This window comes from Nocardia flavorosea NBRC 108225 (assembly GCF_001613385.1).
In the GTDB taxonomy this organism is placed as follows: Bacteria; Actinomycetota; Actinomycetes; order Mycobacteriales; family Mycobacteriaceae; genus Nocardia; species Nocardia flavorosea.
Window position 1 is genome coordinate 302,431 of record NZ_BDCG01000017.1, and the last position, 24,645, is coordinate 327,075.

Annotated in this window: 21 protein-coding genes; 5 read left to right on the top strand and 16 right to left on the bottom strand. The window is 67.9% G+C overall.

Annotated elements, in window-relative coordinates; translation table 11 throughout:
- Positions 1–324: 324 nt before the first annotated feature.
- The 4 genes from NFL01S_RS23615 to dprE2 form a co-directional block, all read right to left on the bottom strand.
- Positions 325–1,095, bottom strand: a complete 771-nt coding sequence (locus NFL01S_RS23615; protein ID WP_062978546.1) for a cobalt-precorrin-6A reductase — start codon at positions 1,093–1,095, stop codon at positions 325–327.
- Positions 1,092–1,715, bottom strand: a complete 624-nt coding sequence (locus NFL01S_RS23620) for a DUF8020 domain-containing protein (protein WP_062978460.1) — start codon at positions 1,713–1,715, stop codon at positions 1,092–1,094. The genes NFL01S_RS23615 and NFL01S_RS23620 overlap by 4 nt, the downstream gene beginning before the upstream one ends.
- Positions 1,716–1,813: 98 nt before the next feature.
- Positions 1,814–3,079: a bifunctional cobalt-precorrin-7 (C(5))-methyltransferase/cobalt-precorrin-6B (C(15))-methyltransferase gene (locus NFL01S_RS23625; protein WP_062978461.1), complete on the bottom strand. Its 1,266-nt coding sequence runs from the start codon at positions 3,077–3,079 to the stop codon at positions 1,814–1,816.
- Positions 3,080–3,212: 133 nt separating this feature from the next.
- Positions 3,213–3,977 (bottom strand): decaprenylphospho-beta-D-erythro-pentofuranosid-2-ulose 2-reductase, encoded by a 765-nt coding sequence (dprE2, locus tag NFL01S_RS23630; RefSeq protein ID WP_062978462.1) that lies wholly within the window; start codon positions 3,975–3,977, stop codon positions 3,213–3,215.
- Between the two features lie 83 nt (positions 3,978–4,060).
- On the opposite strand from dprE2, the gene NFL01S_RS23635 reads away from it, so the two are divergent.
- On the top strand, positions 4,061–4,465 hold the full coding sequence (locus NFL01S_RS23635; protein ID WP_062978463.1) for a PPOX class F420-dependent oxidoreductase: 405 nt from the start codon (positions 4,061–4,063) through the stop codon (positions 4,463–4,465).
- A 342-nt stretch (positions 4,466–4,807) separates the two neighbouring features.
- Here the strand turns inward: NFL01S_RS23635 and NFL01S_RS23640 are convergent, their stop codons facing one another.
- Positions 4,808–5,941: a M24 family metallopeptidase gene (locus NFL01S_RS23640; RefSeq protein WP_062978547.1), complete on the bottom strand. Its 1,134-nt coding sequence runs from the start codon at positions 5,939–5,941 to the stop codon at positions 4,808–4,810.
- Between the two features lie 71 nt (positions 5,942–6,012).
- Here NFL01S_RS23640 and NFL01S_RS23645 point away from each other — a divergent pair, with 71 nt between their 5' ends.
- Positions 6,013–6,981, top strand: a complete 969-nt coding sequence (locus NFL01S_RS23645; RefSeq protein ID WP_062978464.1) for a 5'-3' exonuclease — start codon at positions 6,013–6,015, stop codon at positions 6,979–6,981.
- 654 nt (positions 6,982–7,635) lie between these two features.
- Here NFL01S_RS23645 and NFL01S_RS34700 read toward each other — a convergent pair.
- The 11 genes from NFL01S_RS34700 to dop all read right to left on the bottom strand — a co-directional run bounded on the left by NFL01S_RS34700 (position 7,636) and on the right by dop (position 20,388).
- Positions 7,636–8,460 carry a DUF4333 domain-containing protein gene (locus NFL01S_RS34700; RefSeq protein WP_062978465.1) on the bottom strand — a complete coding sequence of 275 codons (825 nt, stop codon included), beginning with the start codon at positions 8,458–8,460 and terminating at the stop codon, positions 7,636–7,638.
- Positions 8,461–8,650: 190 nt separating this feature from the next.
- Positions 8,651–11,350 (bottom strand): DEAD/DEAH box helicase, encoded by a 2,700-nt coding sequence (locus tag NFL01S_RS23655; RefSeq protein ID WP_062978466.1) that lies wholly within the window; start codon positions 11,348–11,350, stop codon positions 8,651–8,653.
- 79 nt (positions 11,351–11,429) lie between these two features.
- Complete coding sequence (tatC, locus tag NFL01S_RS23660; RefSeq protein WP_062978467.1) at positions 11,430–12,398, bottom strand: twin-arginine translocase subunit TatC; 969 nt, start codon at positions 12,396–12,398, stop codon at positions 11,430–11,432.
- 166 nt (positions 12,399–12,564) lie between these two features.
- Positions 12,565–12,819, bottom strand: a complete 255-nt coding sequence (gene tatA, locus NFL01S_RS23665) for a Sec-independent protein translocase subunit TatA (protein ID WP_062978468.1) — start codon at positions 12,817–12,819, stop codon at positions 12,565–12,567.
- A 164-nt stretch (positions 12,820–12,983) separates the two neighbouring features.
- Positions 12,984–13,952, bottom strand: coding sequence for a helix-turn-helix transcriptional regulator (locus tag NFL01S_RS23670; protein ID WP_062978469.1), 969 nt, complete (start codon positions 13,950–13,952; stop codon positions 12,984–12,986).
- On the bottom strand, positions 13,949–14,944 hold the full coding sequence (locus NFL01S_RS23675; protein ID WP_157116843.1) for a helix-turn-helix transcriptional regulator: 996 nt from the start codon (positions 14,942–14,944) through the stop codon (positions 13,949–13,951). The genes NFL01S_RS23670 and NFL01S_RS23675 overlap by 4 nt, the downstream gene beginning before the upstream one ends.
- Positions 14,945–15,003: 59 nt before the next feature.
- Positions 15,004–16,362 (bottom strand): Pup--protein ligase, encoded by a 1,359-nt coding sequence (gene pafA, locus NFL01S_RS23680; RefSeq protein ID WP_062978470.1) that lies wholly within the window; start codon positions 16,360–16,362, stop codon positions 15,004–15,006.
- A 562-nt stretch (positions 16,363–16,924) separates the two neighbouring features.
- Positions 16,925–17,662: a proteasome subunit alpha gene (prcA, locus tag NFL01S_RS23685; protein ID WP_062978471.1), complete on the bottom strand. Its 738-nt coding sequence runs from the start codon at positions 17,660–17,662 to the stop codon at positions 16,925–16,927.
- Complete coding sequence (gene prcB / locus NFL01S_RS23690) at positions 17,659–18,531, bottom strand: proteasome subunit beta (RefSeq protein WP_062978472.1); 873 nt, start codon at positions 18,529–18,531, stop codon at positions 17,659–17,661. Before prcB ends, prcA begins: the two co-directional genes overlap by 4 nt.
- A complete protein-coding gene (locus NFL01S_RS23695; RefSeq protein WP_030521323.1) occupies positions 18,528–18,722 on the bottom strand; it encodes a ubiquitin-like protein Pup in 195 nt (64 codons plus the stop codon). Before NFL01S_RS23695 ends, prcB begins: the two co-directional genes overlap by 4 nt.
- 166 nt (positions 18,723–18,888) lie before the next feature.
- Complete coding sequence (dop, locus tag NFL01S_RS23700; RefSeq protein WP_062978473.1) at positions 18,889–20,388, bottom strand: depupylase/deamidase Dop; 1,500 nt, start codon at positions 20,386–20,388, stop codon at positions 18,889–18,891.
- A gap of 126 nt (positions 20,389–20,514) precedes the next feature.
- On the opposite strand from dop, the gene NFL01S_RS23705 reads away from it, so the two are divergent.
- The 3 genes from NFL01S_RS23705 to NFL01S_RS23715 all read left to right on the top strand — a co-directional run bounded on the left by NFL01S_RS23705 (position 20,515) and on the right by NFL01S_RS23715 (position 24,184).
- Positions 20,515–21,699, top strand: coding sequence for a DUF418 domain-containing protein (locus NFL01S_RS23705; RefSeq protein ID WP_062978474.1), 1,185 nt, complete (start codon positions 20,515–20,517; stop codon positions 21,697–21,699).
- A 63-nt stretch (positions 21,700–21,762) separates the two neighbouring features.
- Complete coding sequence (locus NFL01S_RS23710) at positions 21,763–22,371, top strand: TetR/AcrR family transcriptional regulator (protein WP_062978475.1); 609 nt, start codon at positions 21,763–21,765, stop codon at positions 22,369–22,371.
- Between the two features lie 223 nt (positions 22,372–22,594).
- A complete protein-coding gene (locus tag NFL01S_RS23715; protein ID WP_062978476.1) occupies positions 22,595–24,184 on the top strand; it encodes an FAD-dependent monooxygenase in 1,590 nt (529 codons plus the stop codon).
- Positions 24,185–24,645: the final 461 nt, after the last annotated feature.

Below are 24,645 nucleotides of genomic sequence, written 5' to 3' on the forward strand. Positions count from 1 at the left end.
GGCCGGTGGTTGAGGCGCTCCGAGCTTGCGAGGAGCCTCGGTGACCGATCGTGGGTCGTCCTGGCCCGCACCCGCAATGCCTGTCTACTATTCGTCTCCGGTCTCGGCGTGCGCACCGACACGGGGCCACACGATGGGTTCGACAGCGATTGCCTTGCCCGGCCGCACCGCGGCTCCGCCGTGCCGAACACTGAACCGGGCCCGGTTCCTCGCCGAGCCGCGGCCGGGGTCACGGTGTCACCGCGGGCGGCGCAGAGGTGGGTGGTGGCCCAGCCGATTCCGGACGCCCGTCCTGCCTCGGCCAGGTCACCGCACGAACCAGCCCTACCTGCGCTCCGGGGTCCGACCACGGTGCGCGGCAGCATAATCGATAACCCATTCCCGCGCGGCGCCGAGGGACGTGACCTCGACGAGCCCGGGCGGTGCCGGGGGCCGGTCGACCATCACCACGGGAATGCCCGCTTCCCGGGCCGCGGCGAGTTTGGCGGAGGTAGCCGCACCCCCGCTGTCCTTGGTGACGAGCACCTCGATACGTTGTTGCGCCAGTAACGCGCTTTCCGACTCCACTGTGAATGGCCCGCGGGCGAGCAGGACCTCGTGGCGCGGCGGCAACGCGGCGTCGGGTGGATCTATGGTGCGGATCAGGTACCACGGGCGGGTGTATCCGGCGAATGCACCGACCCCCTGCCGGCCGATGGTGAGCAGGATCCGGTCGCCGGTCTCCGCGGAGACCCGGGCGGCCGCGGCCATATCCGGGACCCGCAGCCAGTGATCGCCCGGGACGGGGGTCCAGCCCGGCCGGTTCAGCCGGATCATGGGCAAGCCCAGCTCCGCGCTCGCCCGCGCGGCATGTGCGGTCATGGTCGCCGCGAACGGATGGGTGGCATCCACGATCAGCTCTATGGCGTTACCTGTCAACCAATTCCGTAATCCCTCGGCACCGCCGAAGCCGCCCACCCGAACGATCCCACCGGGACGGACCGGATCCGATACGCGACCGGCAAGCGAGGACACGATCTCAAGCCCTCGCGCGCCGGCCAGTGCATGGGCCAGTTCCCGGGCCTCCCCGGTGCCGCCCAGCAGCAGAATTCTCAGGGCTGCCCGCTGAAGTAGGCCATGGCCGAATCCAGCAGTGGCGGCCCACCGGCCACGGCGAGCCCGATTCCGGCACCGATGATGGCCCCCGGGAGCAGGCCGATTCCGAGGAACAGGAATCCGATACCCGCGCCGATGGCCGCACCGACGGCCGCCCCCAGCGAGGCGTCCTGCAGTTCGTTCATGAACCACTGCTGGGCACCGATGAATTGGGCCTGCGCCGGCGCACCCGCCACGGGGGTGGCCTGCGGGGTGAGGGTCAGCCTGCTGCTGTCCTCGTCGATGGTGGCGGCGACGGCGACGACCTGGCCGTCCGCCTGCCGGCTCAGTGGAATACTGGTGAGGCGTTCCCCGGCGGCATTGGTCAGCACCACGGCGTCGTTGGCGGCATCCAGGCTGAACACACCCCCGGAAACCGTGGTGACCAGTGATTTACCGGCCTCGGCGAGGGCCAGCGTGTAATCGACGCCGCCGTCGTGGCCGGTGACCTCCGGTACCGCGTTCGCCTGCTGTTCGACGGCCGGTGCTGCGGGGGCGGGAGCGGCGTAGCCGGTGCCGGCGGCGATTCCGGTGGCCGCGGCCGCCATGATCGCGGTGGCGGCGAATCTCTTGTATTTCACTCGTGTTCTCCGACGTTGCGCGCGAGCCCGGTGACCCACGCTCGGAACGCACACCGAGAATACTCCCGCTGTCCGGTTCGTCCATTCGAATGGCACAGTCACGCAGTAGCAGCGGGCGATCGGCCCTTCACGACCGACCATTGCGTCACCGGTAACTGCGGACGCCAGGTCGTGAAACGCCCCAGCGGCTCCCCTCGGTAGATCTGGAACCGGCGCAAGTCCCCGCCGTGCTCCCCGGCCCACGAAATCAGCAGTGTTTCCGATTCTGCGGTGACGGCATTGGCCACGAGCCGCCCGCCCGCGGGCAGCCGCGACCAGCACAGATCGAACAGTTGCGGTGTGGTGAGGCCGCCTCCGAGGAAGATCGCGTCGGGCGCGCCCGGTACGGCCTCACCGGCGAGTTCGGCAACCGCCTCACCCCGCATCTCGATATCGGGGACGCCCAGCGCGCGTGCGTTTCCGGCAATCTGCTCTCGGCGCCGGTCCAGGATTTCGAATGTCACCGCCCGGCAGGATGGATGCGTGCGGCACCATTCGATGGCGATACTGCCCGAACCGCCGCCGATATCCCACAGGATCTCGCCCGGTCCCGGTGCCAGCGCGGCGAGGGTCAGCGCCCGGATCTCCGATTTGGTGAGTTGACCGTCGCCGGTATACGCGGAATCGGGCAGCCCGGGTTGCCGGGTGCGGCGCGGATGCCCGGGTTCACCGGCCACCGCTATCGCGACAATATTGAGCGGATCACCGGGTACTTCCCGCCAGTCCGCGGCGAGGCCCGAGACGATCCGCTCAGCCGGGCCACCCAATTGCTCCAGCAATGTCACACGGGAGGGCCCGAAACCGTAGGAGCGCAGTAGTTCTACGATCTCGGCGGGAGTATCGGCATCCGCGCTGAGGACGAGTACTCGCCGGCCGTCGATCAGTTCCGGCAGTACCCGCCGGACCGGCCGGCCGACCGCGCTCACGATGCCGACCTCGGGAAGCGGCCAGCCGAGCCGGGCGCAGGCCAGCGAGGCCGACGACGGCTGGGGCAGCACCCGCAGCGATTCGGGGCCCAGCAACCGGGCGAGAGTCGTACCGATGCCGTAGAACATCGGGTCGCCGCTGGCGAGTATCCCGAGCCGGGCACCGCGCAGATCCGCCAGCAGACCGGGGAGCGCGGGTACCAGCGGTGACGGCCAGGGCTGCCGGTCGGCAGCGATCTCGGGAGGTAGCAGGCCGAGCTGCCGATCCGACCCCAGCAGCACCGTGCATTCCCGCAACGCCTGGCGCGAGGTCTCCGACAGCCCTGCCCAGCCGTCGGCGCCGATACCGACCACGGGAATACGAGGCCCGGCCGACCACATCGCCGAGTCCGCACTCATACCGCGCACCCCGGGGTCGGTCCGGGGGGATCACAGTGTTGCCGGACCGATATCGATCGCTCCCGGCGGACGACGCGGCGCAGCCCCGCTCCGGCGCCGACCGGATCATTCCGGCACCGGCCGGTGCACGTACTCACCGCGGCAGCCGCCGCCAGACGGCCTGGGGCAGCAGTCGCATTCCGAAAAACAACGGGCGCAGAATCCCAGGTATCCAGATCCGGGCGGCGCGCCGGCCCAGCGCACCCACGACCGCATCGGCGACCTGGTCGGGTGTGCTGGAGAACGGCGCCGGACTCATCCCCTCGGTCATCCGGCCGATCACGAAACCCGGGCGGGCGAGCAGCAGATGCACCCCGCTACCGTGCAGCGCATCGGCCAGACCGCTGGCGAAACCGTCCAGCCCGGCCTTGGCCGACCCGTACACGTAGTTCGCCCGCCGGACCCGCACTCCCGCCACCGAACTGAAAACGACGAGATGTCCGCCTCGCTGGGCACGGAACTCGTTGGCCAGTACCGTGAGGACGCTGAGCTGGGCGGTGTAATCGGTGTGCACCACGGCCAGCGCGTGGGCGGGGTCCGCCTCGGCCAGAGCCTGATCACCGAGAACACCGAACGCCAGGACCGCGACACCGACGGGGCCGTAGTCGGCGACGATCTTGGCCAGCAGCGCCGGATGGCTCGCGGTGTCGGCGGCATCGAATTCGACCGGATGGACGGCCGTTGCCCCGGCCGCGGTGAGCGCCGCGGTTTCGGTGTGCAATTCCTCGCACCGCCGCGCGGCCAGGACCACGGCCCGGCCGGGTGCCAGCCGCAGCGCCACCTGCAGACCGATTTCGCTGCGTCCGCCCAGCACCAGCACCGTGCCCGGGTCGATCCCTCGTCTACGACGCACAACCATGCGCTCAGTCTGTCATCCGGGACCGGTGACGACCCGCACCGGGAGACCCGAGTCCGGTACAGGTCACCGGCTACGGTCCTCATATGGCAACCCACACCGTCGAATTGTCGGCCGCCGCCGTCGAGTTCCTCACCGAACGGCATCTGGCCACCCTCACCACCCTGCGCGCGGACGGCACCCCGCACGTGGTGCCGGTGGGCTTCACCTGGGACGGCGCCACCGGGCTGGTCCGCGTGATCACCGACGGCGCCTCGGTCAAGGCCCGCAACGTACGCCGGTCGGGGTACGCCTCCGTGGGGCAGGTCGATGGTCGGCGCTGGCTCACCCTCGAGGGCCCCGCCACGGTGCTGGACGAACCGGTGCAGGTCCGGGAGGCCGAACGCCGCTACGCCGAGCGATACCGCACCCCGCGGGAGAACCCGACCCGCGTGGTACTCGCGATCGAAGTCCACCGGGTACTGTGCGGGCTCGCCTTGCGGACCGCCTGACTGCCCGGATTTCAACGGCGACGAGCCCGCCGGCGGGTTCACCCGGGATCCCGGACCGTGCCGCGCTGCCTGCCGATTCCTCATCCGAGCGCTCGGGCGTACGGCCACGGCGCATCGGCAGTAGGTAACCCCCGGTCACGGTGCTCGTGCCCGGACAGGTCGACAAGGACATCGAGAAAACACTGCTGAGCCGCGGCCGGTGAGTGGGAAGAACCCACCTTCCCCCGTGACGCCGGACGTGCGCAGGCGCGCTGCCCGTAGCCCGGAAGGACAGTCCTTGACAGCCGGCTTGTTCGCGGCGGCCGCCGTGTGCCGGACGGTAGCCTCCGCTCGGGCAGATTGTCAGGCGGGCAGGACGGTGAGGCCGTGCGGCTGCTGGTTCATCGAAACGCAACCGTCTTCGGTGACGACCACGATGTCCTCGATCCGGGCGCCCCATTCACCGGGAAAATAGATCCCGGGTTCGATACTGAAGGCCATGCCGGGGCGCAGTTCCAGATCGTTGCCCGCGACGATATAGGGCTCCTCATGCACCGACAGGCCGATCCCGTGCCCGGTGCGGTGGACGAATGCCGCACCGAGCCCGGCGGCCTCGAGCGGTTCACGGGCCGCCGCATCCACCGCGGCGGCCGGTACACCCGGGCGTACGGCGGCGACGGCGGCGGCCTGCGCCCGTTCCAGTTCGGCACAGCGGGCGGCGATCTCCGGATCGGGTTCGCCGAGGACGTAGGTGCGAGTGGAATCGGAGTAGTAGCCGGGTTCCACCGGGCCGCCGATATCGATGACCACTACATCACCGGCCTCGATGCGCCGGTCCGACACCTCGTGGTGCGGGATGGCACCGTTGGGCCCGCTGCCGACGATCACGAACTCGGCGCCGGTATGCTCCTCGGCGACGATCGCGTCGGTGATATCCTTCCCGACCTCGGCCTCGGTGCGTCCCACTTGCAGGAATTCGCCCATCCGGGCATGAACGCGGTCGATGGCGGCACCCGCCCGGCGCAGCGCCTCGATCTCGGCGTCGCCCTTGATCATGCGCAGTTCCCGCAGCACCGGGGTCGCCGAAACCGGCAGTCCGCTGAAACTGTGCGCGAGCGGCAGAAGATGCAGCGCGGGCATGGTATCGGCAACCGCCACCCGCGACCCGATATGCAGTGCCGACTGCACCAGGTCGTAGGGGTTCACGCCGTCCACCCAGTCCAGGACGCGCAGTCCCAGCTCGTCCACCGCGGATTCCCGCAGCCCGGCCACCTCCAGTTTCGGCACGACCACCGAGGGGGTGGCCTTATCGGAGGTGATCACCAGGCAGGTGAGCCGCTCGAACGATTGCGCGGACGATCCGATGAGATACCGCAGGTCGGGGCCGGGAGTGATGAGCAGCGCGTCCAGATGCGCTTCGCGGATCAGCTGTACCGCCCGCTCCAGTCGCTGCTCGTAGATTCCCGCCGCGAACCGTGACTCCGTGTGCGCGCTCATGATCTCGAACTTACCCGGTGTCCGGGGGCGGTACACCGGATCCGTCGGTAGGGCCCGGTAGATTCCGGCGGGTGACTACGACCGAATCCACACCGCGTCCACTGCTGCTGCTGGACGGAGCGAGTCTGTGGTTCCGGGCCTTCCACGCCATCCCGGACAAGATCACCGCACCGGACGGCAGATCGGTGAACGCGCTGCGCGGATTCATCGATATGGTCGCCGCCCTCATCACCCGGCATCGCCCCACCCGCCTCGTGGTCTGTCTGGATCTGGATTGGCGCCCGCAGTTCCGGGTGGATCTGGTACCGACCTACAAAACGCACCGCCTGGATACCTCCGCAGACGCCGAACCGGGTGCCGAAGTGGTGCCGGACCGGTTGACACCGCAGGTCGAAATGATTCTGGAGGTGCTGGCCGCCGCCGGTATCGCCACCGGCGGCGCGGCCGGCCTCGAGGCCGACGATGTGCTCGGCACCCTGGCCTCCACCGAACGCACCGATCCGGTGGTCGTGGTCAGCGGCGACCGCGATCTGCTGCAACTCGTGCGCGATACACCCGCACCGCCGGTCCGGGTGCTCTATGCCGGTCGCGGGCTGGCCAAGGCCGAACTTTTCGGCCCCGCCGAGATAGCGGCCAAATACGGCGTACCGCCGGAGAACGCGGGCCCCGCCTACGCCGATATGGCCACATTGCGTGGTGACTCGTCCGATGGGCTGCCCGGTGCGCCGGGAATCGGCGAGAAAACCGCCGCGACCCTGATCAGCCGGTTCGGTTCGCTCGAGGCGTTACGCGCCGCCGTGGACGATCCCGGCGCCGAGCTCGCCCAGGGGGTCCGCGCCAAACTCCGCGCCGCCGCCGACTATCTCGATGCCGCGGCCCCGGTGGTGCGCGTGGTCCGCGACGCGGATGTGATCCTGTCCCGCCCCGATAACCTCCACTCCATCCCCGCCGACGCGGAGGCGCTGCAGGAGCTTGCCACCATCTACAACACCGAAAGCCCCGTCAAACGTTTGATCGCGGCCCTCGCCACCTGCGCCTGAACGGTCCGCTGAAGGCCACCCGGAAAAGGGGCCGGAGTCAGTCCGGCCAGAGTCATCCGCCGAACTCGCTGCGGAAACCGAACTCGGCCGGATATGCGTCTACGAGGGCCGCGTACCGATCCGAACGCACCGTGGAACCACAGCGCGGGCGGCGACCACCGCGACTCGACGGAAGGCAGGGCTCGCCGGTGCTGTATTCCGGCGGCCGGCCGCCCCGCCGGCGCCAATTCCGGCCGACTCCTCCAGAATCATGGTGGTCATGGTCAGCGGCAACCGCTACAGGTGGCAACTCGTCCGCAATACCCCCGAATCGCTACGGCTGCCGCTTCTGGTCGGTCGCCCGTCCGCCCGGTCGCAACCATTCAGATGCGCATATCGTCATATGGGAATTATTTTCCTGCGGGCGGCCCAGCCCTCTGCCGGAAGACGAACAACGCAGACGCCTCATCGACGAACTCACCGCCACCCGCGCCGACCCTCGCCCGAGCACAGCACACCGCCGCATTACGGGTGATTCGGCAGGTCCGAGCCCCGAGTCCGGAAACGGCTCGGCCCGTCCCGCTCCCGGCGCTCGACACGATGCAGCGACGCCGCAAGGGGCTGATACCAACAGCAGGAACGGGCCGAAACGGCTGCACCGCAACCGAAGACAACTCAGCTCGGCCGGCCGACCTCGTAGGTCCCGTCGTCCTTGGTGATCTTGATATTAACGGTCTTGTCTTCGCCGCCGACCTTCAGATCACAGGTGAACGTCGCGTCCACCGCAACCTCCTGTCCCGCTGGGCACCGGACATCCTTGACGTCCTCGATCCCGTAGGACTCCTCGAGCACCTTGGCCACCCCGGTCTGCACCGCGGCCTGATCGAGTTGGTCCTTGGCGGTCAGCATCAGGATCGCGACCACCACACCGGCCACGACCACCACACCGAGCAGCACGAGCCCGATGATCATGCCGGTTTTCTTACCGCCCCCGCCGGTGGGCTGCTGCGCACCCCATTGCTGCTGGGCCGGCTGCCCCCACTGCCCGGATTGTGCCTGCGGCTGCGGCTGCTGCCCCCACTGCTGTTGTTGCTGGTTCGGGTCACCCCATTGCTGCTGCGGCTGATTCGGGTCGCCCCACTGCTGCGCCTGCTGCGGCTGCTGGGGCTGATTCGGGTCACCCCACTGCTGCGGCGGCGGCTGCTGACCCCACTGCTGCTGGGTCGGGTCGCTCCACTGCTGCGGCTGGGGCTGCTGCGGTTGGGGCTGCGGCTGGCTCCACTGCTGCGGCTGCGGCTGCCACTGCTGACCGCTCTGGTCACCACTGCCCCATTGCTGGGTAGCCTGCGCCTGCTGTGGATCGTTCGGGGGCTGTGCGGGTGGCTGGTTCCCCCACTGCGGCGCTGCGCCGGGCGGCTGCTGCCCGCCCCAGACCTGGGTGGGATCGTTACGTCCCTCCCCGGGTCCCGGGGCGTCGTTCGGTCCGTACGGCCCACTCATCTGGTTGCCTCCACTCGCATCGTCAAACACACGGTAGCCCCCCGCGTGCGGTTGAAATCAAATCACAATCGATGGTCTCACGCTGTGCCTACTGCGGCATGAGCGAGGCCGACGATCGCTTCTCGCATACGGACGCGGAGGCCGCAGCGAAGGCGGAGGTATCGCACCACCGCCTCCGGGCCTGACTCTCTCATGCCGCGTCCACGGCGACGACACCGCGCCGAATCGCCCGTACGGCCTTGGCCGCAGTGGCCGCGACCTCGGTATCGTCTGCGGTGCTGTGGATCTGGTCGAGCAGATCGATGACCTGGCGGCACCAGCGCACGAAGTCGCCGGCCGACAACGGCGTGCCTTGATCCCCACCGGCCAGCATGGCGTCCACGAGGGCATCGCCGCGGGCCCATTTGTAGATTCCGTCGACGAAACCGAGATCGGGTTCCCGGGTCGGCGCGAGCCTGTGCTCGGATTCGTCGGTCCGCAGCCGGGACCACTGGGCGATGGTATCGGCCACCGCCCGGCGGATCGGTGCCGTCGGCCCTGTGGCCCCGAGATACCCGCCCTCACTCCGGGATTCGAAGACCAATATGGAGACAACGGCCGCCAATTCGGCCGCACCGAGACCTCGCCACAACCCCTGGCGCAGACATTCGGCCACCAGCAGATCGCTTTCGGCATAGATCCTGGCCAACCGCCGCCCATCCGCGGTGACCTCGCCGTCGTGTACGAATCCGCGCTCCTCCAGCAGGCCGACGATCCGGTCGAAGGTGCGGGCCAGCGAATTCGTGGTCGACGCGACCTTCTGCCGCATGGCCTCGGTTTCCCGGCGCACCCGGTTGTAGCGCTCCCCCACTCGCGCCAGTTGTTCGCGATCGGGCCGGGAATGCGCGGGATGGGAACGTAAGGTGCGCCGCAATGTCGCAAGCTCCGGATCCTCGGCACCACGGGCGCGTTTATCGCGGCGGCCACGGCTGGGTGCGGTGATCCCGGTACTGCGCAACGCCGACGCCAGATCGCGGCGGATGCGGGCAGTGCGATGGTCGACCCGGCGCGGTAGCCGCATCCGGCCCAGCGGTTCGGCGGGCACCGGGAAATCGGCCACCGACACCCGGCCCGCCCATTTGTCCTCGGTGAGCACCAGTGGACGCGGATCGCCCGGTGTCGCATCGGGTTCCAGGATCACCGCCAGACCGGCCCGGCGGCCCGCGCCGATGGCGACCACATCACCGCGCCGCAATTCGGTCAGCGCCGCGACCCCGGCGGTACGCCGGTCGCTGCGGGTCTGATTGTTCAGCTGACGTTCTCGCTGTTTGATCCGTTCCCGCAGGCCGTAGTATTCGAGGAAATCGCCTTCCTCGCCGCCGAGCTGCGCGGCGAGTTTACGCAACTGCCCCTCGTTGCGCTCGATACCACGCACCAGACCCACCACCGAACGATCGGCCTGGAACTGCGCGAACGACCGCTCCAGCAGCATCCGCGCCTCATCGGACCCCAGCCGGTCGATCAGGTTGATCGACATGTTGTAACCGGGTTTGAACGAGCTGCGCAGCGGATAGGTGCGGGTGGAGGCCAGGCCGGCGACCGCGCTGGTATCGACCTCCGGTTGCCAGAGCACCACCGCGTGCCCCTCGACATCGATACCGCGGCGGCCCGCACGGCCGGTCAGCTGCGTGTACTCCCCCGGTGTGAGCTCGGCATGCGTTTCACCGTTGAATTTCACCAGCCGCTCCAGTACGACGGTGCGGGCGGGCATATTGATCCCCAGAGCCAGGGTTTCCGTGGCAAAAACGGCCCGGACCAACCCTTTGACGAACAATTCCTCCACCGTGTGCCGGAACGCGGGCAACATCCCGGCATGGTGCGAGGCCAGCCCTCGGTGCAGCGCCTCGCGCCACTCCCAGTAACCGAGCACTTCCAGATCCGCGCGCGGCAGCTCGCCGGTGTGTTTGTCGATGATGGCGTCCACGACCTCCGGGTCGGCCGTACCGCTCAGATTCAGCCCCGACCGCAGGCACTGGGCCAGCGCACCGTCGCATCCGGCTCGGCTGAAGATGAAGGTGATGGCGGGGAGCAACCCTTCCTCGTCGAGCCGGGCCAGGACCTCGGGCCGGGGCATCGGGCGGAAGAACCGGCGCGGGCCGCCCCGGCCGCGAGGTCCACCCCAGCCTTCCATCCGGTCGGCGGCCTCCCGCTGTTTGATGTAGCGGACCAGATCGGAATCGACGAGAACGCGTTGATCGGAGGATTCGCTGTCGAACAGATCGAACATCCGGCGGCCGACCATCACGTGCTGCCACAGCGGCACGGGGCGGGTCTCGTCCACCACCACCGCGGTATCGCCGCGCACGGTTTCCATCCAGGCGCCGAACTCCTCGGCATTGGACACCGTCGCGGACAGGCTCACCAACCGCACCTCGGCCGGCAGGTGCAGGATCACTTCTTCCCAGACCGCGCCGCGGAACCGGTCGGCCAGGTAGTGCACCTCGTCCATCACCACATACGACAGCGCCCGCAGAGTGTCCGACGACGCGTAGATCATATTGCGCAGTACCTCGGTGGTCATCACCACCACCTGCGCGTCCGGATTGATGGACTGATCGCCGGTGAGCAGCCCCACCCGGCCCCGGCCGTACCGTTCGGTCAGATCGGCGAATTTCTGGTTCGACAATGCCTTGATGGGCGTGGTGTAGAAACATTTTCCGCCGGAGGCCAGCGCCAGATGCACCGCGAATTCCCCGACCACGGTCTTCCCGGCGCCGGTCGGCGCGCACACCAGCACCCCGTGGCCGTTTTCCAGGGCGGTACAGGCTTGGCGCTGAAACGGGTCCAGCTCGAATGTCAGCTCGGCGGCGAACCGGGACAGTTCGGCGGTCAGCGACGCGTTCGGTGTCACGTGTCCGAGACTAATGGAGGATTACGACACCGGTCGCGCCGATAAAATCTCCCCGTCGTTCCCGGCTGGGCAGCGAGGCTCAGAGCGTGTCCGAATAGTCCGGTGCCTGCCCCTTCGCCTGGCCGGGTGCGGGCACCGGTTCCGTCGCGGTGACCGGGGCTGCCGGGTCGACCGGGGAGGGCGCTGCGATCCGCGAGGCCTGCTCATCGTCGAGAGCCCCCAGCTCCTGTTCGGCGCGTCTGGCGCGCCGCCGGTCGTTGATCCGGGCGAACTGCACCGCCACCTCGAACAGGACGGTCAGTGCCAAGGCCAGGGCCAGCATCGAGAACGGGTCCTGCGGGGTGACGATGGCCGCGAAAACGAACAGCCCGAAAACGATGCCGCGGCGCCACGCCTTCAATCGTTCGTAGGTGAGGATCCCGATCAGGTTGAGGCCGATGATGAGCAGGGGCGTTTCGAAACTGACACCGAAGATGATCAGCAACTGAATGATGAAGCTGAAGTACTGGGAACCGCTCAGCGCGGTGATCTGCACATTGTCACCGATGCTGAGCAGGAAGCTCAGAGCGTGCGCGATAACCCAGTAGGCCAGGATCGCGCCGACCACGAACAGTACCGATCCCGAGGACACGAAGCCGATTCCGTACCTACGTTCCTTCGGGTACAGGCCGGGTGTGATGAACGCCCACAGTTGATACAGCCAGACCGGGCATGCCATCACCACACCGGCCGTCATACCGACCTTCAATCGCAGCATGAACTGCTCGAACGGCCCGGTCGCCAGCAGCCGGCACTCCCCGTCCGGGGACAGGGCGGCCCGAGCCGAATCGGGCAGATCACAGTAGGGACCGCGAAGGACCTCGCCGAGGCTGTCCATCCAGAGGAACGAATTCGCGTACCAGAGGAATCCCAGGACTGTGGTGACGAAAATGGCCGCGAGGGAGATCAGCAGCCGGGTACGCAACTCGCGGAGATGCTCGACCAGCGACATCGTGCCGTCGGGATTCGTGCGCCGTTTGCTGCGCCGGGGGTCGAACGGAATTCGCATAGGTGTGTATGCCCTCGTATCAGCGTGCCTCGCTCCGCTCGGCCTGCGGCACTGTACCCACCCCGAGGCTCACCTGCACGGGGTGGGGAACGGTGCCCGGTCGGCAGCGCCGGGTGGACAGCCATCGCAGCGGGCCGGGCGAACCCTGGCCCACGCCGGACGGGTCTCAGAGCGTTTTCGACTCGCTCCGGTGCTCGGTGGGCGATGCGTTCGCCTCCCGGCCCGACGGCAGTTCCGGAGCGGGCGCGGCAACACCGGTACTCGCGGACTTGCTGTCGTTGTGCATCTCGCTCACCTCGCTCTTGAAGATCCGCAGCGACCGGCCGAGCCCGCGAGCCGCCTCGGGCATCCGCTTCGCGCCGAAGAACACCAAGAACACCGCCGCAACGATCACCCAGTGCCAGATGCTCATAGAGCCCATTGTGGAAACCTCCCAAGACTGTGGTCTCTCTGATGCTACCTGCCGTAATGCCGATACCGAACGGGAGCGGGGGCACTCACAGGCATGTCCCAGCCGTTGTCGACCGCCGTTTACCGCCGCGCCGCTTGCGCGGCACTCTCGCGGCCGGCGCGGAGCAGTCCGGTTCAGGCCGATTCGTCCAGTCCGGCGCTGTGATACGCCGCCAGCGCGGCCTCGGAGCGGTCCCGGACCGCCGCCACCAGTTCCGGCGGACTCAGTACTGTCACCCCGGAGCCGAACCCGAGGACGAGACGCGCCATCCAGTCCAGCGTGGCGAACCGCATCGTCGCCTCCAGGCTGCCGTCCGGGTGTACCGCTATCCGGTGTATCGGATACTGGTCGAGCACCCAGCCGTAATCGGGAGCGATCAACAGCCGGGCCAGCGGTACGGCGGGATCGTCCTGGAACAGATCCAGGCCCGCGTCGGTCGCCCGCGCCTCCTGCGGCGGCTGCGACGGTTCGGCGAGTTCCTCGGCCGATTCGATCCGGTCGAACCGGAACAGCCGCACGCCCTCGGCTTCCCGGCACCAGCCCTGCAGATAGCTGTTGTCGTCCACCGCGACGATACGGATGGGATCCACCACCCGCGTCGACACCACGTCCCGGCTGGCCGAGTAGTACTCCAGTCGCAGCGCCCGGCCCGCCGCCACCGCGGAACGAACGGTGGTGACCGCCGGAGCCTCCTCGGGAGGCCCGACCGAGGTCGCGGCCGGCGAGCCCCCGGAAATCGCCGCCTCGAGTTTCGCGATCGCCGCATGGGCCGCGGTCGGATCCACCATGCCGGGCAGGTCGACGATCGACCGCAACGCCACCAGCACCGCGGTCGCCTCGATAGATGTCAGGCGCAGCGGACGCTCGATACCGGCGGTGAAGGTGACCTGCACGCTCTCCTCCGAGAACGACAGATCGATCAGATCGCCGGGCCCATAGCCCGGCAGACCACACATCCACAGCTGGTTCAGATCCGCCATGAGCTGCTTGGTGGTGACCCCGAGGTCCGCGGCCGCCTCCGCGGCACTGATCCCGGGGTTGGCCACGAAATACGGCACCATGTTCAACAGGCGCGACAACCGCGCCGACAACCGCGTACTCACAGCGGCACCTCGGTCCGATCGAATACCGAACGCAATCGCGCCACCACATCCGCACGCAGATCCGCGGGTTCGAGCACCAGCGCGTCCGGACCCAAGCCGGTGATCAGGCGGGCCAGCCAATGCTGCGACCGGATCGGTACCTCCAGCACACTGCCCGGCCGCCCACCGAAACTGCGGCTGCCGACGATCTCACCGATCCGGCGCAGATCCCGGCCACGCCCCTGCGCCACCCAGATCGTCGCGGAACCGGTGACCGGAGCGGTCCCGGTGACCTGCGCGACGATCCCCCGCAGATCGGTTCCGGTGGGCGCCTTCACCGCGTTACGCGGCCCGTAGGGGGTGATTTCTTCGCCGATACGGGACAACCGGAAGGTTCGCACGGCGTCCCGGTCCCGGTCGTGCCCCACCAGATACCAGCGGCCCCGCAGCGTGACCACACCCCACGGTTCGACATCACGCATCAGATAGGGCGCGTTACTGGCCCCCCGATGCTCGAACCGCACGGCCTGACCGGCGTCGATGGCCGCCAGCAACTTGCCCAGCACCGGTTCGGACCCCCGCGTCCGCGCCGGTACCGCGGGAATGGCCGCGAACGCGGTATCGGTCTCCACATGGATTCCGGCGGCCCGCAACTTCAGCAACGCACCGGCCGCCGCGGAGGCCAGCTCGGGGGACTCCCACATCTGCAGCGCCACCGCCACCGCTGCCGACTCCTCGCTGCTCAGATCGATATCGGGCAGCTCATAGGCATCCCGGTTGATCCGGTACCCCTCCACCGTAGAGAACCGGCCCGAGGCGCCCACCTCCAGCGGAATGCCCAGATCACGGAGCTCGTTCTTGTCCCGCTCGAACATCCGGCTGAACGCCTCGTCGCTGGCGCACTCCTCGTACCCCGCGACACTCTCCCGGATCCGCTCCGCAGTCAGGAACTGCCGGGTCGACAGTAGCGCGATGACCAGATTCATCAGGCGCTCGACCTTGGATATCGCCACCCGACACAGCGTAGTGCAGGCCGTGTACGCGGCGCCTGCGACGCCGCGAAACTACGGAACTACATCGAGGCGATGAGGCGGTCCACGCGTTCGTCGACCGAACGGAACGGATCCTTGCACAACACGGTGCGCTGAGCTTGATCGTTCAACTTGAGGTGTACCCAGTCGACGGTGAAATCGCGGCCGGCGGCCTGCGCCGCGGTGATGAAATCGCCGCGGAGTTTGGCACGCGTCGTCTGCGGGGGCGTATCCACGGCCGCATCCACCGCGTCGTCCTCGGTGATCCGCTTCGCCAGCCCCTTGCGCTGCAGCAGATCGAATACACCGCGGCCGCGCTTGATGTCGTGGTAGGCGAGGTCCAGCTGGGCGATCTTCGGGTCGGACAACTCCATCCCGTACCGCTCCTGGTAGCGCTGGAACAGTTTCCGTTTGATCACCCAGTCGATCTCGGTGTCGACCTTGGCGAAATCCTGGGATTCCACGGCGTCCAAGGTCCGGCCCCACAGATCCACGACCTGGTCGACCTGCGGATCCCGCTCACGGTTGCGCAGATGCTCCACGGCGCGGGCGTAGTACTCGCGCTGAATATCGAGGGCGCTGGCCTGGCGCCCGCCGGCCAGCCGCACCGGACGACGGCCGGTCAGATCGTGGCTGACCTCGCGGATAGCGCGGATCGGGTTGTCGAGCGCGAAATCGCGGAACGACACACCGGCCTCGATCATCTCCAGCACCAGGGCGGCCGTACCGACCTTCAGCATGGTGGTGGTCTCGGCCATATTCGAATCGCCGACGATCACATGCAGGCGCCGGTACTTCTCGGCATCGGCATGCGGCTCGTCGCGGGTGTTGATGATCGGCCGCGACCGCGTGGTCGCCGAGGAGACCCCCTCCCAGATGTGCTCGGCCCGCTGTGACAGGCAGTACGTGGCCGCCTTCGGCGTCTGCAACACCTTCCCGGCGCCGCAGATCAACTGCCGGGTCACCAGGAACGGCAGCAGCACATCGGAGATGCGGGAGAACTCACCGGCCCGCACGACCAGGAAGTTCTCGTGACAACCGTAGGAATTTCCGGCCGAATCGGTGTTGTTCTTGAACAGGTAGATATCCCCGCCGATACCCTCCTCCGCGAGACGCTGCTCGGCGTCGATGAGCAGTTCCTCCAGCACCCGCTCCCCGGCCCGGTCATGGGTGACCAACTGGACCAGGCTGTCGCATTCGGCGGTCGCGTACTCCGGATGCGAACCGACGTCGAGGTAGAGCCGGGCGCCGTTCCGGAGGAACACATTGGAACTACGCCCCCATGACACCACCCGGCGGAACAGATACCGGGCCACCTCGTCGGGGCTGAGCCTGCGGTGCCCGTGGAAGGTGCACGTCACACCGAATTCGGTCTCGACCCCCAAGATTCGTCGCTGCACACTATCGAGGTTACAGCGCGGAATGATTCCTGCGGGTGAGTGCGAAAAACGTAATGATTTTGGCTGTGTTTATTTTGCGGCGCCTTCGGCGCCGCGGGTTTCGGCCCCCCTTGGTCCCTGCTTTCCGCACTCGACACTCGCGGCTGCGCCGCATCGCATCGAGCACGGAAAGCAGGGACGGGCCGAAACCTCTCAGGGCCTCGCTGAACTCGGCACCGCCGCTGGTTGCGTCGGGAGGGCGTGTGGGCGTTGTCAGGGCTCGCTGAACTGGCCTGTCCACTGGGGAAGGGTTCGGTGCGGTGACCATCTCCGGGTGTTCTGATGAGCTTATCGGCACCAGCGTGGGCGCATGGGCCAGGCGGAAGGCCGGGACCGCCACGCCGGAAGGTGAGGCTGCCCGGCGAGTGCATGCAGCGCCGAAACGGCCATTTCCTGCCCGAATGCGGGGCTGAAACTGCACACTGCGCCACCGAAAATGCACGGGGCCGGGTCGGGCACCGCACAGGCCACGTCACCAGGGCCGCATCCGGCCTGATACGTCTCGGTGGCGTGGCCTATCCGGCTATTCTTCGCCGCTCTCCTGCTCCCCGTCTCCCGATGAGGCGAGCAGCCGTTCGAGCGCGGCATTGCCGATCCTGCGGAACGCTCGCCGCGGCCGGGCGTGTTCGAGGGTGGCCACCTCGAGGGAGTCGAAGCCGAGTGTGCGCTTCTCCTTGTCCGGCCCCTCGGTCACCTGCAGTGCCTCGACCGCGACCCGGATCGCGTCCGACAGATCCAGCCCGGGCCGGTAGGACTCCTTCAGGGCGGTGACGATGGGTTCGGTCGTACCACCCATCACCACATAATCGCGTTCGTCGACGATCGAACCGTCGAAGGTGATGCGGTAGAGCACCGATTCCGGTTCCTGCCCGGGGTAGCTCACCTCGGCGACGCAGATCTCCACCTCGAAGGGTTTGAGCTGGTCGGTGAAGATCGACCCGAGCGTTTGCGCGTAGGCATTGGCCAGGGCCCGGCCGGTGACATCGCGCCGGTCGTATTGGTAACCCCGCAGATCTGCCTGCAGGATGCCGCCGCGGCGCAGGCTTTCGAATTCGTTGTACTTGCCGACCGCCGCGAACCCGGTGCGGTCGTAGAGTTCACTCACCTTGTGCAGGGTGGCCGACGGGTTCTCCGCCACGAACACCACACCTTCGGCGTAGGAGAGCACGACGACACTGCGGCCCCGGCCGATCCCTTTACGCGCGAGCTCGGTCTTGTCGCGCATGATCTGCTCGGCGGACGCATACAGCGGCATGGTCATGCCCGTGCGCTCCCTTCTTCGACGGCCTGGCGGTCCGCGGCGATACCGCGGGCGATCTCCTCGAGCCGGGATTCGGCCACCTCGACCGCCCCCTCCTCGTCGATGAGGATCGCCGTCGGGTAGATACCGCGCAGCAGATCGGGCCCGCCGGTGGCGGTATCGTCGTCCGAGGCGTCGACAAGAGATTCGACCGCGATCCGAAGGGCTCGATCGGCGTCTATTCCCTTGGCGTACAGCTTCTTCAACGATGTCCTGGCGAACATCGAACCGGAGCCGACGGCGGTGAAACCGAACCGCTCCTCGCTGCGCCCGCCGACCACGTCGTAGGAGACGATGCGCCCGGCCCGGTCCGGATCCGTGGCCTGCGGGTCGAAACCGACCAGCAGCGGTACCACGGCCAGGCCCTGCATGGCGGCCGGGAGGTTGTCGCGCACCATCTTCGACAGCTTGTTGGCCTTGCCGTCGAAGGTGAGCGACACGCCTTCGATCTTCTCGTAGTGTTCGAGTTCCACCGCGAACAACCGCACCAGTTCGATGGCCATACCCACGGTTCCGGCGATACCGGTCGCCGAGAAGGTATCGGTGATGTGGACCTTCTCCACATCACGACCGGCCAGCAGGTTGCCCTGGGTGGAGCGCCGGTCGCCGGCGATCAGCACACCGCCGCGGTAGGACACCGCGACCACGGTCGTACCGTGCGGTGCGATATCTCCCGCGGCACCGCCGCCGGGATTCCCGGCGGCGGCGGGCTGACCCAGCGTGTCGAATCTGTTGCTGGGCAGCAGATCCGGCGCGTGCTGGCGCAAATGTTCGGAAAAGGATGACAGGGCGTACCCCAGATGGAGACGCAAGGGGTCACCTGCGGTCACTGGCCACCTTTCTGCACGTAGGCGCGAACGAAGTCTTCGGCGTTCTCTTCGAGCACATCGTCGATCTCGTCGAGCAGGTCGTCGGTGTCCTCCGCCAGCTTCTCGCGCCGCTCCTGACCGGCGGCGTCTACGCCGTCGACGCCTTCGTCATCGTCGCCGCCCCCGGCGCGTTTGGTCTGCTCTTGTGCCATCGCAGCCGACCTCCTCTGTTTTCCACCGACCGGCGCTCGTTCGCACCGGACGAATCGTGAGCAGCCTGGTGTGCTCGTAATTCAACACTACCCAGCCGGGCCGACACGTAGTCGGATTACGCCCCACCTCGAAGCGGGAAACCCACGCGCCGGCCGGGCCCGATGGTCAGGCGGTAAGCTTCTGCACCAGGTCAGCGGCGGTATCGACACTGGCGAGCAGATCGCCCACATGAGCTTTGGTCCCACGCCGGGGTTCGAGAGTGGGGATTCGCACGAGTGAATCGCCGCCCAGATCGAAGATCACCGAGTCCCAGCTGGCGGCCGCGATATCGGCGCCGAAACGGCGCAGGCATTCACCGCGGAAATAAGCCCGGGTATCGGTGGGCGGCTTGGTCATGGCGTCCAGTACCTGCTGTTCGGTAACCAGCCGTTTCATCGAGCCACGGGCTACCAGCCGGTTGTACAGCCCCTTGTCGAGGCGGACATCGGAATACTGCAGATCCATCAGATGCAGTTTGGGGGCGGCCCAGCCCAGCCCCTCCCGGCTGCGCATACCCTCCAGCAGGCGCAGTTTGGCCGGCCAGTCGAGCAGGTCGGCGCATTCCATCGGATCGCGTTCGAGCTTGTCCAGGATCATCGACCAGTTGTCGAGGATATCGCGGACGCGCGCGTCGTCGTTGCCCTGTTCCTCGACGAACTTCGCGACACGTTCGTGGTATAGCCGCTGGATCGCCAGTCCGGTCAGTTCCCGGCCGTCGGCCAGGGCGACCTTCGCCTGCAACGTGGGATCGTGGCTGATGGTGTGCACCGCGGTGACCGGGCGGGCCAGCTGCATATCGGAGAGGTCCGCGCCCGATTCGATCAGGTCGAGCACGAGTGCGGTGGTGCCGACCTTCAGGTACGTCGACATCTCGGCCAGGTTGGCGTCGCCGACGATGACGTGCAACCGGCGGTATTTGTCGGCATCGGCATGCGGTTCGTCGCGGGTGTTGATGATGCCGCGTTTCAGCGTGGTCTCCAGGCCGACCTCGACCTCGATGTAGTCCGATCGCTGCGAGAGCTGGAACCCGGGGTTGTCGCCGGACTGCCCGATGCCGACGCGACCCGAGCCGCAGATCACCTGCCGGGATACGAAGAACGGGGTGAGCCCGAGAATGACCGCGTTGAACGGCGTATCCCGGCTCATCAGATAATTCTCGTGGGTACCGTAGGAGGCACCCTTACCGTCGACGTTGTTCTTGTACAACTGCATCCGGGGCGCACCGGGCACACTGGAGGCGTGCCGGGCAGCGGCTTCCATGACCCGCTCGCCGGCCTTGTCCCAGATCACCGCGTCCATGGGATCGGTGACCTCGGGGGCGGAGTATTCGGGATGGGCGTGGTCGACGTAGAGCCGGGCGCCGTTGGTCAGGATCATATTCGCCGCCCCGACCTCGTCGGCATCGATCACCGGCGCCGGGCCGTTCATCCGGCTCAGATCGAAACCGCGGGCGTCGCGCAGCGGTGATTCCACCTCGTAGTCCCACCGGGTGCGCTTGGCGCGGGGCACCCCCTCGGCCGCGGCGTATGCCAGTACCGCCTGGGTAGAGGTGAGGATCGGATTGGCCGACGGTTCGGTCGGTGTGGATATCCCGTACTCGACCTCGATACCGATGATGCGCTGCATGCTATCGAGCGTAGGCGACGATTCGCGTTCGGCAGGCGATCGGCGCCCGGCCCCGCCCCGGCGAATCATCCCCGGAGTCGTACTTATGGCGGATGCCGGACCGTGGCGCTGCGCCATGCTGGGGATATGACCAGTACCGCAGCCGATTCCGCGCCGACCGGAGCACCGCCGCGCCCGACGCGCCTGATAGCGCTCGATACGCTGCGCGGTATCGCCATCCTCGGCACCCTCGGCACCAATATCTGGATTCTCACCGACCCGGAGGGCATGGTCGGGTACCTGAACCGGCTTGTCACCGCCCCCGAGGACGGCTGGATGTGGGCAGAAAAGGTGCTGCAGCAACTCGCCCAGGGGAAATTCCTGGGGCTGCTCACCGTCATGTTCGGGATCGGCCTGGCCATCCAGCAGGCCTCGGCCCGGCGAGGTGGCCGGCGCTGGCCCGGTAAGTATCCGTGGCGGGCTGCACTGCTGTTCCTCGACGGTCTGCTGAACTTCCTGTTGGTCGCGGAGTTCGACGTGCTGATGGGGTATGCGGTGACCGCCCTGATCGTCGCGTTCCTGCTCGCCCGCAGTCCGCGCGTCCAGGGGCGGTGGCTGATCGGCATGCTGTGCCTGCACCTCACGTTGATCGCGGTGTACGCCCTGAGTCTCACCATGGCGGGGGCCACGGACGGCTCCGGCGCCGAACCGCTGTCCCCCAATCCCTACGCCGACGGGTCCTTCTGGGACCTGGTGCTGTTCCGGATCGAGAACGCAGGGCTGTTCCGGTTCGAGGCGGTCCTGATCCTGCCGCTGTCCATCGCGTTGTTCCTCGTCGGCGCCCGGCTGTTCCACGCGGGCATCTTCGCGCCCGGTGGTGCCCGATTGCGCCGCCGGCTGCTGGTGCTCGGGTTCGGCGTCGCCGCGCCGGTCGATCTGCTGCTCGGTGTGTTCGGCGGCGGCGACTGGGTGCTGGTGACCCGGTATGCCGTCGCACCGCTGGTATCGCTGGCGATCCTGGCTCTGGTCGCCGAGTTCTACATACGCCGGTCCACGACCGGATTCACCGGCCGGAGGTTGTCGGAGATCGGCCGCACCGCGCTCAGCTGCTACATCCTGCAGAACCTGGTGGCCGCGATCATCTGCTACGGCTGGGGCTTCGGGCTGGCCGCGCGATTCGCGCCGGACGCCCGGGTCCCGTTCACTGTCGCCACCTATCTGGTGGTGGTCCTGGTGATCGCGCTGTTCGCGCACTTCTGGCTGCGCCGGTTCGAACGCGGGCCGGTGGAATGGCTGTGGCATGCCGGTTACCGGCGGCTCGCCGGGGCGTAGCCGGCATGAAATTGCCCAGCGGGAATTATTGCCCAGTGGGCAGGTTTATGGGACACTGGAGGCATGGCCGACGAACCACACCCGAGCCTGCGAGAGCGAAAGAAACGCGATACCCGCAAGGCACTCAGCGATGCCGCACTGGAGCTGATGTTCGAGCGAGGTATCGACAATGTGGTCCGGGAGGACATCGCCGAACGCGCCGGCGTATCCGTACGCACCTTCAACAACTACTTCGCCGGAAAATTCGAAGCCCTGGCCTACCGGCACATAGAACGCCTGCGCCGCAGCGCCGCCCTCCTACTCACCCGCCCGGCGGGCGAACCGCTGTGGACCGCGCTGACCGAGGCTCTCGTCGAACCCCTGCGCGAAGACGGCGCCGGGGGTCCGCCGACACTCCAGATGCTCGCCGAAACACGGAAACTGCGGGCAGCTCCCGAGATGCAGGCTGCCGCAGCGAAAGCGCTCGGCGACGAGCTGATCGTCGCGGTCGCGCAACGCAGCGGCACCGAACCCACCGATCTGTACCCGAAACTCGTCGCGGCCACGGTCAATGCCGCCTATCTGGTCGCACTCGACACCTACTCCCATTCCGACCCGCCGGCTCCGGTCACAACCGTCCTGCGCGAGGTTCTGGCGCACCTGTCCCAGGGTCTCCCGGCACCGGCCGACTGACCGTCCCGAGCGCTCCCGCACCGGGAACGAACCCACCGCTTTGCCCCGGCACCAGCGGAGGCCGCACCCGGCCCGATTCCCTTCCGGTCTGCGCACACCCTCACGACCGGAACCCGCAAGAGGCCGCGCCAATGTCACAGGGCTCCGCCTCGCAACGGGCAACGTACCGCCAGGGCTCAGTCACCCGAACGGCGAAGCCCCGAACCGACAAGGAAGTCCGCGCATGTCCGAGAACAGACTCCACGAACCCGAGCACGACGTGATCGTTGCCGGCGCCGGACCGAACGGGCTGATGCTGGCCTGTGAACTCGCCCTAGGCGGGATCCGCCCGGTCGTTCTCGATCCGCTACCCGGACCGAGCGACGAACCCAAGGCCAACGGGCTCGTCGGCCAGGTGGTACGGCTCCTCGATATGCGCGGGTTGTACCCGGGTTTCGCCGCGGAACTCGCGCGTCTCGGCTTCCCCGTCGAGCCCGGGACTCCGGAGCCCGCCTCGCGCTACATCTTCGCCGGAATGTCACTGGAACTCACGGAGGTACCGGACAACCCGCTCTACGGCCTACCCGTCCCGCAGCCGGTTCTGGTGCGGCTGCTCGCCGACCGCGCCCGCGACCTCGGCGCCGATATCCGGTGGGGACACAGCCTCGGCGAATTCACCGAAACCGACGACGCGATCACCGCGACGATAACCCGCCCCGGCGGTGGTGGTTACCGGGCCACTGCCCGGATCCTGGTCGCAGCGGACGGGGGTCGCAGCCCGGTCCGCAAGAAGCTCGGGATCATGTTCTCCGGGATCACCGCAGGCAACCACATCGGCCGGCTGGGCCACGCCGAGATCCCCGCCGAACTCCGCACACCCGACGGCGGGCTCGAGGTTCCCGGCGCCGGCCACTTCCATTTCGGGCACAACAGGATCGAAAGCGGGGGGATGTTCGTATTCGCCGAACTGATTCCCGGTAAACCGCTGGTGAGCGTGCATGAGCACAATGGCGCGCCGGTCGCGCCGGATGCCCCGATGACCTTCGACGAGCTACGGGACAGCGTTCGCCGCGTCCTCGGCGCGGATCTGCCGATGCGGCCGCCGGCAGGCCCGGGACCACATGCGTTGCGGCGCATCGTCGACCAGAACACCCGCCTGGCCGATCACTACCGGAAAGGCCGCGTTCTACTGCTCGGCGATGCGGCCCATGTCCATTCGGCCATCGGCGGCCCCGGCCTGAACCTGGGTTTGCAGGATGCCGTCAATCTGGGCTGGAAACTGGCCGCGTACCTCCGCGGAACGGCACCGCACGGGCTACTCGACACCTACGAGAGCGAACGACGTCCGGTCGCCGAACGTGTCATCATGCACAGCCTCGCGCAGAGCGCGCTGCTGGCGCCCGGCCCGGAGGTGACCGCCCTGCGCGAACTGTTCACCGAGTTGCTCGGAATCCCGCAGGTAGCCGGGCATATCGGGCATCTACTCGCGGGCTCCGATATGCGCTACGACGTAGGCGACAGCCACCCGCTCGCGGGGCGGCTGGTCCCCGATCTCGTCCTGGAGACCGCGGACGGTACGCGGCGCGTCGCCGATCTGCTGCACGATGCCCGCCCGCTGCTGCTGGATCTCGGAGCCGGGATCGCCGCGACCGCCGGCAACCGGGACGATCTCGCGGCCGTCACCGCCACCAGCTCCGATACCGATGCGACGGGCCTGCTCGTCCGGCCCGACGGTTATATCGCCTGGGCCACAGATGGTTCCGTCTCGGGTCTGCAGACGGCTCTCGACCGCTGGCTCGGCCCGGCACGGCCGGCACCTCCGCATATCGTCTGACGACGCCGGGCCCGGTCGATCACCCGGCAGGCAGGCCGCACACAGCCCGGCGAGTACGCCGCGGCCGGCCTGATTCCTGCGTATGGAGGCGAACCAACCGGCCGGCGGTGCGGGCGACTCGGATGCCCCAGCGAGCCGCCGGACGGGATCGGCGCGTGAGCGACCCCGTCGGACGGCGGGTGCACGGGCCACAGGCATCGGCAACGAGGTCGGTCCGATCATGGGCAACCGGCGCACCGTACCGGGTGCACACGGCGGTCGTGGCTACCTCGGCCGCGGCCCGCCGCCACCGCGTGGCCGGGCTCGCATCCGGCCCGCGAGGGTGAATTCGCGCACGCCGGCCCGCTGTCGAGTTGTCCGACACACTGCGGCGTTCCGGCTGTACTTGCCGCCCGGCTGCCACGATGATCCTGATCGGATAACGGCCGGCGCGCGCCCCGCGGACGGCCGCCCTGATCCGG

Bases quoted from the DNA above. Each gene is read 5' to 3' on its own strand.
- NFL01S_RS23625 (WP_062978461.1), bottom strand. From the start codon at position 3,079: ATGAGTGCGGACTCGGCGATGTGGTCGGCCGGGCCTCGTATTCCCGTG.
- dprE2 (WP_062978462.1), bottom strand. From the start codon at position 3,977: ATGGTTGTGCGTCGTAGACGAGGGATCGACCCGGGCACGGTGCTGGTG.
- NFL01S_RS23635 (WP_062978463.1), top strand. From the start codon at position 4,061: ATGGCAACCCACACCGTCGAATTGTCGGCCGCCGCCGTCGAGTTCCTC.
- NFL01S_RS23640 (WP_062978547.1), bottom strand. From the start codon at position 5,941: ATGAGCGCGCACACGGAGTCACGGTTCGCGGCGGGAATCTACGAGCAG.
- NFL01S_RS34700 (WP_062978465.1), bottom strand. From the start codon at position 8,460: ATGAGTGGGCCGTACGGACCGAACGACGCCCCGGGACCCGGGGAGGGA.
- tatC (WP_062978467.1), bottom strand. From the start codon at position 12,398: ATGCGAATTCCGTTCGACCCCCGGCGCAGCAAACGGCGCACGAATCCC.
- tatA (WP_062978468.1), bottom strand. From the start codon at position 12,819: ATGGGCTCTATGAGCATCTGGCACTGGGTGATCGTTGCGGCGGTGTTC.
- prcA (WP_062978471.1), bottom strand. From the start codon at position 17,662: ATGACCATGCCGCTGTATGCGTCCGCCGAGCAGATCATGCGCGACAAG.
- NFL01S_RS23695 (WP_030521323.1), bottom strand. From the start codon at position 18,722: ATGGCACAAGAGCAGACCAAACGCGCCGGGGGCGGCGACGATGACGAA.
- dop (WP_062978473.1), bottom strand. From the start codon at position 20,388: ATGCAGCGCATCATCGGTATCGAGGTCGAGTACGGGATATCCACACCG.
- NFL01S_RS23705 (WP_062978474.1), top strand. From the start codon at position 20,515: ATGACCAGTACCGCAGCCGATTCCGCGCCGACCGGAGCACCGCCGCGC.
- NFL01S_RS23710 (WP_062978475.1), top strand. From the start codon at position 21,763: ATGGCCGACGAACCACACCCGAGCCTGCGAGAGCGAAAGAAACGCGAT.
- NFL01S_RS23715 (WP_062978476.1), top strand. From the start codon at position 22,595: ATGTCCGAGAACAGACTCCACGAACCCGAGCACGACGTGATCGTTGCC.